Source organism: Tepidiforma sp. (assembly GCF_034433535.1).
Taxonomy (GTDB): Bacteria; Chloroflexota; Dehalococcoidia; order Tepidiformales; family Tepidiformaceae; genus Tepidiforma.
In genome coordinates this window covers 1-13,408 of sequence record NZ_DAOUAO010000127.1, presented here as the reverse complement: position 1 = coordinate 13,408, position 13,408 = coordinate 1, and the positions used below count along the sequence as shown (strand labels likewise).

The 13,408-nt window shown below is 70.8% G+C and carries 13 protein-coding genes; 7 read left to right on the top strand and 6 right to left on the bottom strand.

Features of this window, described 5'->3' with window-relative positions:
• Positions 1 to 160: 160 nt before the first annotated feature.
• From VAE46_RS07120 to groL, 4 genes are all read left to right on the top strand, one after another.
• Complete coding sequence (locus VAE46_RS07120; RefSeq protein ID WP_322796230.1) at positions 161 to 1,198, top strand: ATP-dependent DNA ligase; 1,038 nt, start codon at positions 161 to 163, stop codon at positions 1,196 to 1,198.
• A gap of 72 nt (positions 1,199 to 1,270) precedes the next feature.
• Positions 1,271 to 1,792, top strand: a complete 522-nt coding sequence (locus VAE46_RS07115) for a pyridoxamine 5'-phosphate oxidase family protein (protein ID WP_322796229.1) — start codon at positions 1,271 to 1,273, stop codon at positions 1,790 to 1,792.
• Between the two features lie 118 nt (positions 1,793 to 1,910).
• Positions 1,911 to 2,237, top strand: a complete 327-nt coding sequence (gene groES / locus VAE46_RS07110; protein ID WP_322796228.1) for a co-chaperone GroES — start codon at positions 1,911 to 1,913, stop codon at positions 2,235 to 2,237.
• 82 nt (positions 2,238 to 2,319) lie between these two features.
• Entirely contained in the window at positions 2,320 to 3,942 is a 1,623-nt protein-coding gene (gene groL / locus VAE46_RS07105; RefSeq protein ID WP_322796227.1) for a chaperonin GroEL, read from the top strand.
• A gap of 98 nt (positions 3,943 to 4,040) precedes the next feature.
• Here groL and VAE46_RS07100 read toward each other — a convergent pair whose 3' ends face one another.
• The 5 genes from VAE46_RS07100 to VAE46_RS07080 all read right to left on the bottom strand — a co-directional run bounded on the left by VAE46_RS07100 (position 4,041) and on the right by VAE46_RS07080 (position 7,952).
• Positions 4,041 to 5,123 (bottom strand): Zn-dependent alcohol dehydrogenase, encoded by a 1,083-nt coding sequence (locus VAE46_RS07100; protein ID WP_322796226.1) that lies wholly within the window; start codon positions 5,121 to 5,123, stop codon positions 4,041 to 4,043.
• 74 nt (positions 5,124 to 5,197) lie between these two features.
• On the bottom strand, positions 5,198 to 5,590 hold the full coding sequence (gene mscL / locus VAE46_RS07095; protein WP_322796225.1) for a large conductance mechanosensitive channel protein MscL: 393 nt from the start codon (positions 5,588 to 5,590) through the stop codon (positions 5,198 to 5,200).
• A gap of 77 nt (positions 5,591 to 5,667) precedes the next feature.
• Positions 5,668 to 5,811: a hypothetical protein gene (locus VAE46_RS07090; protein ID WP_322796224.1), complete on the bottom strand. Its 144-nt coding sequence runs from the start codon at positions 5,809 to 5,811 to the stop codon at positions 5,668 to 5,670.
• A gap of 68 nt (positions 5,812 to 5,879) precedes the next feature.
• Positions 5,880 to 7,241, bottom strand: coding sequence for an ATP-binding protein (locus VAE46_RS07085; RefSeq protein ID WP_322796223.1), 1,362 nt, complete (start codon positions 7,239 to 7,241; stop codon positions 5,880 to 5,882).
• A gap of 3 nt (positions 7,242 to 7,244) precedes the next feature.
• Positions 7,245 to 7,952 carry a response regulator transcription factor gene (locus tag VAE46_RS07080; RefSeq protein ID WP_322796222.1) on the bottom strand — a complete coding sequence of 236 codons (708 nt, stop codon included), beginning with the start codon at positions 7,950 to 7,952 and terminating at the stop codon, positions 7,245 to 7,247.
• 86 nt (positions 7,953 to 8,038) lie between these two features.
• Here VAE46_RS07080 and VAE46_RS07075 point away from each other — a divergent pair, with 86 nt between their 5' ends.
• Both VAE46_RS07075 and VAE46_RS07070 read left to right on the top strand, forming a co-directional pair.
• On the top strand, positions 8,039 to 8,659 hold the full coding sequence (locus VAE46_RS07075; protein ID WP_322796221.1) for a TlpA disulfide reductase family protein: 621 nt from the start codon (positions 8,039 to 8,041) through the stop codon (positions 8,657 to 8,659).
• Between the two features lie 97 nt (positions 8,660 to 8,756).
• Complete coding sequence (locus VAE46_RS07070; protein WP_322796220.1) at positions 8,757 to 10,319, top strand: phosphatase PAP2 family protein; 1,563 nt, start codon at positions 8,757 to 8,759, stop codon at positions 10,317 to 10,319.
• A 114-nt stretch (positions 10,320 to 10,433) separates the two neighbouring features.
• Here the strand turns inward: VAE46_RS07070 and VAE46_RS07065 are convergent, their stop codons facing one another.
• Positions 10,434 to 11,753, bottom strand: a complete 1,320-nt coding sequence (locus VAE46_RS07065) for a ferric reductase-like transmembrane domain-containing protein (RefSeq protein WP_322796219.1) — start codon at positions 11,751 to 11,753, stop codon at positions 10,434 to 10,436.
• Between the two features lie 128 nt (positions 11,754 to 11,881).
• Here VAE46_RS07065 and VAE46_RS07060 point away from each other — a divergent pair.
• Positions 11,882 to 13,408: DUF4011 domain-containing protein (locus VAE46_RS07060; protein WP_322796218.1), on the top strand; the 1,527-nt coding region annotated here is incomplete at its 3' end.

Genomic DNA, 13,408 nt, shown 5'->3' with positions numbered 1-13,408 from the left:
CCGGGAGCGGGGAGCGGGGAACCGGGAGCGGGGAGCCGGGAGCGGGGAGCCGGGAAAAGGTGGGAGGTTGGAGGTGGGAGAGCCGCCGACCCGCCGATCCGCAAGGCAGGGGGCAGGAGGGTGATCTGACGGGAGTGCGCGGGAGGGGCAGAATGGGCGGGTGGAACCGGAACTGATTGCGCCGATGCTGGCGAAGGCGGCGGATGCCATCCCGGGCGGGGAGGGCTGGCTCTACGAGCCGAAGTGGGACGGCTTCCGGGCCATCGTCACGTGGGCCAGCGCGGGTGAGCCGTTTCTCCAGTCGCGCGACCTGAAGCCGCTGGGGCGCTACTTCCCGGAGCTGGTCGAAGGGCTGGCCCGGGCGCTGCCCGGCCCCGCGGTGCTCGATGGCGAAATCGTCATCATGGGGCCGCGCGGGCTCGATTTCGATGCGCTCCAGCAGCGGGTGCACCCGGCAGCTTCGCGCATCGCCCGGCTGGCGCAGGAGACGCCCGCTGCGTTCGTGGCGTTCGACCTCCTGCGCGAGGGCGATACGCCGCTGTTCGACCGGCCGCTGGCGGAGCGCCGCGAACGGCTGGAGCGGCTGATGGCCGCGGCCCGGCCTCCGCTCTACCTGACGCCGGCGACGCGCGACCCCGCCACCGCGCAGGAGTGGTTCGAGCGGTTCGAGGGCGCGGGCTTCGATGGCGTCATCGCCAAGCGGCTGGACGGGGTCTATCAGCCGGGCAGGCGCGGCTGGGTGAAGGTCAAGCACCTGCGGACGGCTGACTGCGTGGTCGGCGGGTTCCGCTGGAACCGGGGCGAAGAGGGGCGGTCGGTGGGGTCGCTGCTGCTGGGACTGTACGACGACGCCGGCGTCCTGCATTTCGTGGGGCACACCTCGAGCTTCAGCGCGGCCGCGCGGCGGGAGCTGGTCGAACGCCTGGCGCCGCTGCGGACCGACGACGAGGGGGTCGGGTTCGGGCAGGGGCGCACGCCCGGGGCGCCGAGCCGCTGGACGGGGACGAAGGACCTGAGCTGGGAGCGGCTGCGGCCGGAGCTCGTGTGCGAGGTGACGTTCGATTACCTCCAGGGCAACCGCTTCCGACACGCGGCGACGTTCCAGCGGTGGCGGCCGGACCGGGACCCGCGCAGCTGCACGTTCGACCAGCTGGAAGCGCCGGTGCCGGCCGAGCTGCGGGCGGTGTTCGAAAGGTAGGGTTGCAGCGGCGGGCGAACCGGCTCATCATCGCGGCCAACGATTTGGCTGAACGGCCAACGGAGGCAGGCGATGATGTCGAGTGGCGATGCCGGCGCCCGCCCGGCGTGGTGGACGCGGCAGTACATCGAGGGCTACACGCTGGATGAGGAGGAGGCCTGGCGGATCGTGCGCGAGGCGCGCCGGGCGGCAGTGGCGTGGGTGACGCGCTCGTGCGAGCCGGTGGTGGCGCAGATGTCGTATTGCTGGTATGACGGCCACATCTGGCTGACCTCGACGCCGAACCGCGCGAAGTACCGGGCGTGGCGGCGCAACGCGGCGGTCTCGCTCTCGATTTTCGACCCTGGCGACTGGTTCAAGCAGGTGACCATCCGGGGGCGGGTGACGTTCTTCACCGACCGGGAGGCGGTCCACCGGTTCATCCACGAGCTGATCACGGCGGGCGGGCAGCGGGAGCTGCCGCAGGAGGTATACGCCCGGGAGTTCGCACGCTTCGATGCGCCGGAGCGGGCGGTGATGCGGGTGGAGGTGGAGAAGCTGCTGAGCTACGACGGCCGGAAGATGTGGGCGGACGAGCAGAGGGAGGCGGGCTGAGGGGGCGCGCGGGGCCGGGGGTTCGGTGCACCGGGGGTCTAGCACTCTCGCATGGTGAGTGCTAACATGGCGGCGCCAGTCACATAACCTGACACGTTCCAGGAGGAAGTGCACCCCAATGGCTGCCAAGACCGCCTCGAAGACGGAAACCAAGTCGAAGCTCATCCCGCTCGCTGACCGCGTGGTCATCGTGCCCCTCAAGCAGGAGGAGGTGACGGCGAGCGGGCTCGTGATCCCGGATACGGCGAAGGAGAAGCCGCAGCAGGGCGAAGTCGTTGCCGTCGGCCCCGGCCGGCTGGATGAGAACGGCAAGCGCGTGCCGATGGACATCGCCGTGGGCGATCGCATCCTGTACGCGAAGTACACGGGCACGGATGTGAAGATCGACGGCCAGGACTACATCGTCCTCAACGAGAAGGACATCCTCTGCAAGGTCGAGTACTAGGCATTCGCTGACGCGGGGGCGCGCGGCGCCGGCCGGAAGCCGGTGCTGAGGCGCCCTTCGTCGCGATGAAGGGAGATGTGGAATGGTTGCCAAGCAGCTGCTGTTCGATGAGGCGGCGCGCCGGCGCCTGCGGGACGGCGTCGATGCCCTCGCCGATGCGGTGAAGGTGACGCTCGGGCCGCGGGGCCGGAATGTCGTGCTCGATAAGAAGTACGGCGCGCCGAACATCACCAAGGACGGCGTGACCGTCGCGCGGGAGATTGAGCTGGAGGACCCGTTCGAGAACATGGGCGCCCAGCTCGCGAAGCAGGTGGCCACGAAGACGAACGACGTGGCGGGCGACGGCACGACGACGGCGACGGTGCTGGCCCAGGCGCTGGTCCACGCCGGGATGAAGGTGGTCACCTCGGGCTACAACCCGATGGCGGTCAAGCGCGGCATCGAGGCGGCCCTGGCGGAGGCCGTCAAGGACCTGCGGGCCCAGGCGAAGCCCGTGCTCACGAAGGAGCAGATTGCACACGTCGCCTCGATCTCCGCGAACGATAAGGAGATCGGCGAGCTCATCGCCGACGTGATGGAGAAGGTCGGCAAGGACGGCGTCATCACGGTCGAGGAGTCGCGCGGGATCAAGTTCGAAACGGAGTTCGTGGACGGCCTGCAGCTCGACCGCGGCTACGTCTCGCCGTACTTTGTGACGAACCCGGACCGCATGGAAGCGGTCATCGAGAACCCGTACATCATCATCACCGACAAGAAGATTTCGTCGGTGCAGGAGATCCTGCCGCTCCTGGAGAAGGTGCTGCAGGTCACGAAGGACATTGTCATCATCGCGGATGATGTCGAAGGCGAGGCGCTGGCCACGCTGGTGGTGAACAAGCTGCGCGGCACGATCAACGTGCTGGCGGTGAAGGCGCCCAGCTTCGGCGACCGGCGCAAGGCGATCCTCGAGGATATCGCCATCCTCACCGGCGGCACGCTCATCACCGAGGACATCGGCCTCAAGCTCGATACGGCCACGGTGGCGGACCTCGGCCGGGCCCGGCGGGTGGTGGCGAACAAGGATGACACCACCATCATCGAGGGCATGGCCAGCGACGAGGCGATCCAGGCCCGCATCAAGCAGATCAAGGCCCAGATCGAGGACGCGACCAGCGAGTTCGACCGCGAGAAGCTGCAGGAGCGGCTGGCGAAGCTGGCCGGCGGCGTGGCCGTCATCAAGGTCGGCGCGGCCACCGAGGTCGAGCTGAAGGAGAAGAAGGCACGCGTCGAGGATGCGCTGAGCGCGACCCGCGCGGCCGTCGATGAGGGCGTGGTGGTCGGCGGCGGCGTGGCGCTCATCCGGGCGCAGAAGGCGCTGGCCGCGCTGGAGAAGAAGACCAAGAACGAGGACGAGAAGGTTGGCATCCGCATCCTGATGGAGGCGCTGGAGGCCCCGACCTTCACGATCGCCGAGAATGGCGGCCTCGAGGGGGCCGTCATCGTCGACCGGGTGAAGAAGCTGACCAATCCGAACGAGGGCTGGGACGCGGAGACCAACACCTGGGGCGACATGTTCGAGCTGGGCATTGTGGACCCGGTGAAGGTGACCCGCTCGGCGCTGGAGAACGCGGTCAGCATCGCTTCGCTGGTGCTGACGACGGAGACGCTGGTGGCCGAGATCCCGCAGCCGCCGGCCGCTCCGCCGCCCCCGCCGGAGGATTACTGACCCGACGGCGCCCGCAGCGGCTGGCGCACACGACGGCCCCGGTCGAACTGACCGGGGCCGTTGGCTGTCCCGGGGGGACGAATGGGCGTGGAAGCGGGTCAGTCGAAGAGGAGAACGGTCCGGGCGACCTCGCCGGCTTTCATGGCGCGGAAGGCCTCGTTCACGTCCTCGAGGCGGCCGGTGCGGGTGATCATCTCGTCGAGCTTGAGGCGGCCCTGCATGTAGAAGTCGACGTAGCGGGGCATGTCCTTCAGGAAGCGGTTCGAGCCCATGGCCGAGCCCTGGATCTTCTTCTCCTGGAGGAAGCTGGGGCCATCGAGTTCGACTTTCTGGCCGACGGGGATCATCCCGATGATGGTGGCGGTGCCGCCGATGGCGAGGCATTCGAAGGCCTGCTCGGCGGCGCGCTTGAGGCCGATGGCTTCGAAGGAGTATTCGACGCCGCCGCCGGTGATGTCGCGGATGGCCTCGACCGGGTCGTGGGAGGAGGCATCGACCACGTGGGTGGCGCCGAGCTCTTTCGCCTTGGCGAGCTTCGATTCGACGGTATCGACGGCGATGATCATGCGCGCGCCGCCGATGCGGGCGCCCTGGATGGCAGCGAGGCCGACCCCGCCGCAGCCGAACACGGCCACGGATGCCCCTGGCTCGATTTTCGCAGTGTTGAGGACGGCCCCCAGGCCGGTGGTGACCCCGCAGCCAATCAGGGCCGCGGCGGCGAGGGGCATGTCGTCGCGGATTTTCACCACGGCGTTCTCGTGGAGGAGCATCTTCTCGGCGTAGGCGCCGAGGTTGGCGAACTGGACGACGGGCTGGCCACGCCACGTGAGCTTGGGCGGCATCTCGGGGCTGCGCTGGCGGCTGGGCGCGCGGCAGAGGTTGGGCCGGCCGGAGACGCACATTTCGCAGTGGCCGCAAAAGACGCTGAGGCAGCAGATGACGTGGTCGCCGGGTTTGACGTAGGTGACCTGGTCGCCGACCTCCTCGACGATGCCGGCGGGTTCGTGGCCGAGGATGGCCGGCGCCTGGAGCGGGTACAGGCCATCGACGAAGTGGAGGTCGCTGTGGCAGACGCCCGAGGCGACGGTGCGGACGATGACTTCGCGGCCGCGGGGGCGGTCGATTTCGACGTCTTCGATGGTGAGGGGCTGGTGCGGGCCGTGGAAGATTGCGGCTTTCATCGGGGGTTCCTCCTTCTCCTGCTGCCGTCTGGCGCGGGGAGTCTACCCGATGGGAAGCCGGCTGTGGCGGCCGGTTACTGCCGCTGCTTGAGGAGGTCGCGGATTTCGCGGAGGAGGGCGATGTCCTCGGGGATGGGGGTATCGGCGGGGGCTTCGCCGCGGGCGCGCCGGGCGAGGATGATGTTGACCGGCTTCACGATGAAGAAGAACACGACGGCGGCCACGGCGATGAAGTTGAAGGCCGCTTCGAGGAAGAGGCCGATTTCGAGGGTGGCATCGCCGATATCGAGGTTGATGGAGGCGAAGCTCGGCTGGCCGACGATGGCCGCGATGAAGGGGGTCAGCAGGTTCGTCACCGCAGAATCCACGAGCGCCACAAAGGCCGTACCGATGACGACAGCAATGGCGAGATCAAGCACATTGCCGCGCAGGACAAAATCGCGGAATTCCTTGAGGATGCCGGACATGGTTCGCTCCCGGGTTGAGGGATGCGCCATGATGGGCCCGGCGGTATTGCCGGTCAAGGATTGGCGTTCACATCCCGTCATTTCCGGGCGGCGAAGAGGCCGGGAGCGGCGGGGGTGGGCTCGCCGTTCGGCGCTGCGAAGGCGAGGCCGAAGGCGGCCAGCCCCACGGCTGCTGCGGCGGCGGAGAAGACGACGGGTCGTGAGCGGAGCAGGCGGAACATGGCGGCCTCCGGGCGCGCAGGGCGGCGCTACCGGTACAGACGCGCGCCGGGGGCAGGAGGTTCCGCCGTCAGGCGCCGGGCACGACGCGTGCCCGCCCGACGAAGCGGCGGGGGAGGCGCACGGTGAAGGTCGCGCCCTGCCCGGGCGGGCTTTCGGCGGTGACGGTCCCGCCGTGCGCGCGGACGAGGTGCTTCACGATGGCGAGCCCGAGGCCGACGCCGCCGCCGGCGCGGGCGGCATCGGATTTGAAGAAGCGTTCGAAGACGCGGGGCAGGTCCTGCTCGGGGATGCCGGGGCCTTCATCGCGGACGGTGATGGCGATGAGGTCGCCTTCGTCGGCGGCGGCGACCCAGATGCGGCCGCCGGGCGGGGACCACTTCACGGCGTTGTCGAGCAGGTTGCCGATCACGCGCAGGAGCGCCGAGCGGTCGGCCTCGAGGCTGAGGTCGGTGCCCTCGGCGATGATAGTGACCCCGGCCGCTTCGGTGCGGTCCTGCAGGAGGCTGGCGGCCTCGGCGATGAGGTCGCCGACGGGGATGGACTCGGGGCGGAGCTGGATGGCGCCGGATTCGATGCGGGAGAGGTCGAGCAGCTCGTTGACGAGGAGGGTGAGGCGGTCGACCTGCCGGAGGATGCGGCGGTGGAATTCTGGCTGGTCTTCGGGGTCGACGCCGGAGTCGAGGGTTTCGACGAGGGCGCGGATGGAAGCGAGGGGGGTGCGGAGCTCGTGCGAGACGTTGGAGACGAAATCGCGGCGGACGCGGTCGAGGCGCTGGACCTCGGTGAGGTCGGTGAGGATGAGGAGGACGGCCCATTCGCCGCCCTCGCGGATGGGGAGGGCAGCGGCGCGAAGGGGGGTGCGGGCGGGCCCGAAGCTGATGATGGCGGTCTGTCCGAAGCGGGAGGTGCCGGCGGCGCGGACGAGGGCATCGATTTCGTAGTCGCGGGCGACCTCGATGAGCGGCCGGCCGAGGGCATCGGCCATGGTGGTGCCGAAGAGCGCCACGGCGGCGGGATTGAGGAAGCGGATGCGGGTATCGCGGGCAAGGGCGACCATCGGGTCGCTGGAGGCATCGAAGACGGCTTCGAGGCGGGCGTGTTCGTAGGCGACGGACTCGAAGAGGGTTTCGATGCGGCCGGACATGAGGTTGAAGGCGCGGGTAAGTTCGCCTGCGGGTCCTGGTTCATCGGGGACGCGCTGGGCGAGTTCGCCCTCGGCGAGGCGGCCGGCAGCCTCGGTGACGGTGGCGATGGCGCGGGCCGGGCGCCAGAAGGCGGCGTAGCCGACGAGCGCGGCGAGTGCGGCCCCAACGACGAAGACGAGGACTTCGCGCCAGCCGGTCCCGCGGGAGATGAGTCCAAGCAGGAACCCGCCTGCAGCGGTGCAGGCGGCTATCGCCGCCCCGCGCGCGGCGAGGTTGCGACTCATGGGTCAGCCTTCGAAGAGGTAGCCGCTCCCCCGGATGGTGCGCAGGCGGACGGGATTGGCCGGGTCGTCCTCGATTTTCTGGCGGAGCCAGCGGATGTGGACGTCCACGGTGCGGGGACCGCCATAGAAGTCGTAGCCCCAGACCTCATCGAGGATCTGCTCCCGCGAGAACACCCGTCCCGGGTGCTGGAGGAAGAATAGCAGGAGTTCGAACTCCTTCGGCTTCATTTTGAGGACGCGGCCGTTGCGGGTGACCTCGCGCCGCTCGCGGTCGAGGGTGAGGTCGCCGGAGACGATGGCGGTGGGGCCGGTATCGGGACGGGAGCGCGGGCCGGAGCGGCGGAGGAGGGCGCGCACACGGGCCATGAGCTCGCGCATACCGAACGGCTTGGCCATGTAGTCGTCCGCGCCGGTATCGAGGCCGGCGACGCGGTCGCCTTCGCCGCCGAGGGCGGTGAGCATAATGATGGGGACATCGGAATCGCGGCGGAGGCTGCGGCAGACCTGGATGCCGTCGAGGCCGGGCAACATTACGTCGAGGACGATGAGGTCGGGGTGCTTCTCGCGGGCGAGGCGGAGGGCATCGTCCCCGCGGGAGGCGGTGATGACCTGGTAGCCTTCGCGCGTCAGGTTGTGGGCAAGAGTGAAGAGCAGCGACTCTTCGTCTTCGACGACGAGAACGCGGGGATGGGCAGCGCTCGCGGTAGTCATTCCCTGCGTCGATCGTACGCGATTGTGTTAACGGCAGGGCAACGCGGAGCGGGCGGTCCGGGGCGGATGGGCTACACTCGAGGGTGATGACCGAACAACCGGGGGCAGCCGGCAGGCCGCGGCAGGCGGCTGGCTATGCGGCGCTGGCGCTTGCGGTGGTGCTGGCGCTCGGCGCCGGGGCGTTCTTTTTCCTGCGGGGGGAGGAGGGCGGCGATGGCGCGAGCGGGCAGGCCCCGGCGGGTGCGCTCGGGCCGCTGGTGCCCGAACGTCCGGAGATCGGTAAACCGGCGCCGGATTTCGCGCTGGCCGATGCCCGGGACCCCTCGGTGATTCGGAAGCTCTCGGACTTCCGCGGCAGGGTGGTGCTGCTGAACTGGTACGCGAGCTGGTGCGACCCCTGCAAGCGGGAGATCCCGGCCTTCATCCGGGCGCAGGAGGCCCTGGGCGACCGGCTGGTGATCCTCGGGGTCGATTACCGCGAGCCGCCGGAGCAGGCGGTGGGCATCCTCGATGAGCTGGGCGCGACCTACCCGGCGCTGCTCGATTCCGAGGGCGCGGTGGGCACGCACTACCGGCTGACCGGCATGCCGACGACGTTCCTCATCGGCGCGGATGGGACGCTGCTGGCGATGCGGGCGGGGGAGCTGCGGGAGGAGCAGCTGGCGGCCTTCCTGGCGCAGGCGGGGCTCGAGTACACGCCGGAGTAGGGCCCGGGCGGGGCCTGCACAGCGCGGCCCGGCTTCCATTACCATTCCGTTAACGGATGACCCCGGGGCGAGCGAGGTCCCCGCGGGAGGTGCTTCGATGGACGGGTTCTTCGAGGCGCTCCGTTTTCACCTGCCGGCCCACCCGCTGGAAGCCGGCCTGTTTGCGGCGGCGGTGGGGGTCGCGGGCTGGTCGTTCTGGAGGATCGGCGGCGTGGCGGCCGGGGCGGTGGCGGCCGCCGGGGCGGTCGGCGCGTTCGTGCAGACGGGACACCCGTCGATACCGGTCGCGATTGCGATAGCGGGCACGGCAGCGGCGCGGCGCGGGGCGCGGTTCGATGGCCGGCGCTTCCTGGGCGAGGCGGCGCTCGTGATGGGCGGGTTCGCAGCCTACGAGGCGGCGCGCTTCCAGGTGGTGTCGCCGCCGGAACCCGCGATTCGCAATTCGGAGCGGCTGGTGGACCTCGAGCAGGCGCTGGGGCTGTTCCATGAGCGCGCCGTGCAGGAGTGGTTCACGGGCTGGGAGCCGGTAACGACGGTGTTCAACGAGGTGTACTCGCATGGGTTCCTCGCGGTCGTCGCGGGGGTGCTGCTCTGGCTGTACGCGACGGACCGCGAGCGCTATGTCATCTACCGCAACGGGCTGGGGGTTTCGGCGGCGCTGGCGATCGTGCTCATCGCGGCCTACCCGGCGGCGCCGCCGCGGCTGATGCCGTGGCTGGGCATCGAAGACACCGTGGCGGCGGCGGGCCGGGAGCACGCCTTCGCCAACGAGTACGCCGCCATCCCGAGCCTGCACGTGGGCTGGCTGGCGCTGACCGGGTATGTGCTGGCGCTGCGGCGGCGCGGCGCCGGGCGGTGGGTCGCCGGGGCCGGCCCCGGGGCGGGGATGCTGCTCACCACGGTGGTGACGGGCAATCACTTCTGGGTCGATGGAGCGATCGGGAGTGCGGTCAGCATCGGGCCGGCGGCGGCGTGGCAGTGGCGCCGGCAGCTGGCCCCGGCCGGGCGCGAGGTGGCTGCTGCCGCCCGGGCGATGCCGCGGGCGCTGGCGGAGAACACGCGCGCGCAGTTCACGGCGGCCACGCTCGGGGGCCTGCTGGGCTACCTGCTCCTCGCGCAGGCGCTGCGGCCCGGGTTCACCGACTTCTGGGGCTACCTCGTGTTCCAGGTCTCGGCGACGCTGCTGCTGCTGGTGCTGGGAGAAGCGCTCTTCGCGCGGGAGGGCGGGCTCTCGTGGCTGACGCACGGGATCGCGGTGGTGTGCTCGTTCGCGGATGTGCTGGGCACGGATGGCGACCTCTACGCGCGCATCGACGAGTACGACAAGCTGACCCACTTCATGGGCGTTGCCGCGGTCACGGCCGGGGCGTGGGAGGTGCTGCGGGCAGTGGCGCTACGCCGCGGGCGGCCGCTGGCTCCGGGCCGGTGCTTCGCGGCCGCGGTGGGAGTCGGAGTAGCGGTGGGGATCGGCTGGGAGGTGTACGAATACCTGGGCGATGTGGTGTTCCAGACCACCCGGAGCCAGGGCACCTGGGACACTTTCAACGACCTGGTCAGCGATACGGCCGGCGCGCTCGTGCTGGCCGGGCTGCTCTGGTGGCAGGAACGGCGCGGTGCGCTGCTGGCCGGCGTTGGGGCCCGGACCGCTCCGCCCGGGTGAGTCATCGGCGGCGCGCCACGCGCCGAAGGCGAGCGCCACAGCGATCAGTGCAACGGTGAGCAGGACCACCAGGCGGCGGACGCGAAGGTAGTGCGGCATGGGCGAACCTCCCGTTCAGGCGATATCGAAGCGCTCGGCGCGGATGGCGCGGGCGGGGACGCCGCGAGCAAGCAGGCGACGCTCGGCGAGGTCCATGAGCGGCGGCGGCCCACAGATGAGGTACGCGGTGCCGCCGGTCCCGTAGCGGTCGACGAGCGCATCGATGGTCTCGGCGGTGGGCAGGCCGGAGGGACCGTCCCAGCCCGGCGGCGCCTCGCGGGGGAGGAGCATCAGGTCCAGGGGGAGCTGGTTGCGGAGGGTTTCAAGTTCCTCACGGTAAACCATGGAATCGAGGGACCCGGCGGCGTAGAGCAGGGCAAACTGGCGGGTATCGCCCCGGTCGCGCGCCGTACGGAGGATGCTCATGAGCGGCGTGATGCCCACGCCCCCAGCGATGCCGACGATGGTGCGCGCGGCGGGGTCGACGGTGAAGGCGCCGTAGGGGCCATCGAGGAAGGCGCGCGTACCGGGCTGCACCTTCCCGATGCCGGCGGTCCAGTCGCCGAGCTCCTTGACCGTGAAGGCGATCCGCCCCGGCCGTTCGGCGCTTGAGGCGAAGGAGAAGGGGTGCTGCTGGAGGGACCAGGGGCGGTCGCCCAGGGTGAGCCAGGCGAACTGCCCGGCCTGGAAGCGCAGGCCAGGGTGACCTACCGGCTCGAGCTCGAGGGTCCAGGAGGTGCCGGGTTCCCTGGTCACGGACACGACGCGGTAGGGCCGGCGGGAGCTGAGCCAGGGTCGAACGACCCGGGTATGAAGGACCAGCCCGACGGCGGCGGCCGTGCACACGGTCCAGAGCGCCTGCTTCCAGGCCGCGTCGGTGTAGAAGCCGACGCGGAGGACGTGGACGAGCCCGATGGCGGCGATGAGCACCGCCAGCACGGCATGCGCGAGGCGCCACCATTCGTACGGAATGCCGAAGCGCCGCCGCCAGAGGCTGCTGGTGAGGATGGCGATGAGCGCCAGGCTGACCAGCCAGAGGGCGAGGGCGCGGGCCAGGCTGGCGCGGGGGTCGAAGAAGTCGACGAACCCGGGCCGGGCGGCGATGGCGAGGACCGGGTGGGCTGCGATCAGCCCAAAAGCGGAGATACCGGCCTGCCGGTGGAGCTGCATCAGGGTATCGAGGCCGGTGCCGGGCGCAATCCAGCGGAAGCGGGCGGTGAGGGCGAATTGCAGCCACATCATCGCCAGCCCCATGAAGCCGAGGGCAATCGACGTTTCCAGCAGGAAGGAACGGCCGCGGTGGTCGTGGTCGATGGCGGCGATCCAGGGCATGGCGGCGATGATGACGGCGCAGGCCGCCAGCCAGGTTCGTCCCGAGCGCATGACACGGGTCATTGTCGGCCTCCCGGCGGTCGTGTCCCGCAGGCTACCGGGTGCGAGGGGCGGCAGTCCCCAGCCGGCCGGGGCAAACCGGGCAGGCCGGGCGACCGTTTCGCCCGGGCACCGCGCCTATAATGCCGGGGATGGGGAGCGAGCCGGTCGTCGATTTCGGGTTCCGGGGAGCGGCCGCGCGGCCATCGGGCGCGCCGGAACCGGGCGAACGGCTGCGGCAGCGGATCGAGCGGTGGAAGCAGCAGCTCCTCGACGTCTCGCGGCGCAACCGGGGCATCAACTACCGGCCGGGGCGGGCGAACCTGCGGCTCCCGCGCCCGGCAGAGCAGCTCTGGCAGGCGTTCATCGTCGAGGAGGCGGGCATCGAGCTCGGGGCGCGCGACTTCGCCCCCGGGGCGGCCATCCCCGGCGAGGATGAGCGCGCCCGGGAGGCGTTCGATGCCGCCCGGCGGCTTTCCGACCGTGCGCGCACGGCCGACCGCGAGCAGGGCATCCGGGTGCTCTTCCTGGCGCTGGGCTGGCTCGAATGGGTCGACCGTGATCGGCACCGGCTGCGTTCGCCGCTGGTGCTGGTGCCGGTGAGCCTGGAGCTCGACCGCGCTGCGCGGGTCGTGCGGCTTGCGACCGCAGAGGATGACGCGCCCGAGGTGAACCCTTCGCTGGCGTACGTGCTGCGAGCCCAGTACGGCATTCGGCTGCCGGCGTTCGAGGACGAGGACGGGCAGCCCCTGTTCGAGGGCCTGGAGGCGTACCTGGCGGCGGTGCAGGCGGCGGTGGCGGCGCAGGAGGGGTGGACGGTCGAGGCGGACGGCCCGGTGGTCGATGTCTTCGCCTTTGCCAAGCTGGCGATGGTCGAGGAGCTCGACCGGGCGGCCGGCCGGCTGGCGGCGAACCCGGTGGTGGCGCGGCTCATCGGCGAGGCGGTGCCGGGCGAGGGCCTGCCGCCGTCGGAGGACGGTGCCGTCGACACGGCGCGGCCGCCGATCGATGAGCGGGTGCCGGCGGGGGCGCTGCACGTGGTGATCGACGCCGACGCGTACCAGCTGGAGGCGGTGGCGATGGCGGCCGCGGGCGAGAGCTTCGTCATCGAAGGGCCGCCGGGCACGGGCAAGTCGCAAACGATCACGAACATCGTGGCCGAGCTGATTGCGGCCGGGAAGACGGTGCTGTTCGTGGCCGAGAAGCGGGTGGCGCGGGAGGTGGTGCTGGAGAACCTGCAGAAGGCGGGCCTCGGCGAGGCCTGCCTGCACCTTGCGATCAACGCCGGGGCCGGGGCGCGGGCCGACACGAAGGCCGCGGTCATTGCGGAGATCATGGCCGCGCTCGATGCGGGACCGCCGCCGCCGGCGCCCCCTTCGGACCTCCCGGCGCGCGCACGGGAGCTGCGCGAACGCCTCAATGCCCATGCCCGGGCGATGTCGGCGCCGCTGGGGCAGGGCGGCTGGACGACGGCCTACGACGTCATCGGCCGGGCGGAGGAGACCCGTGCCGACCGGCGCGAGCTGGCGGGGATCCCGCCTATCGCTGCGTGCGACCGCTACTGGCTGGAGGATGTCGCCGCGGCCTGCGCCCGGCTCGATGCGCTGCCGGCAGCGGCGCAGGAGGCGCTCGCGGGGCCGTGGGCGGCGTTCCGCGGGGCGGGCGGGGTCGCTGCGGGG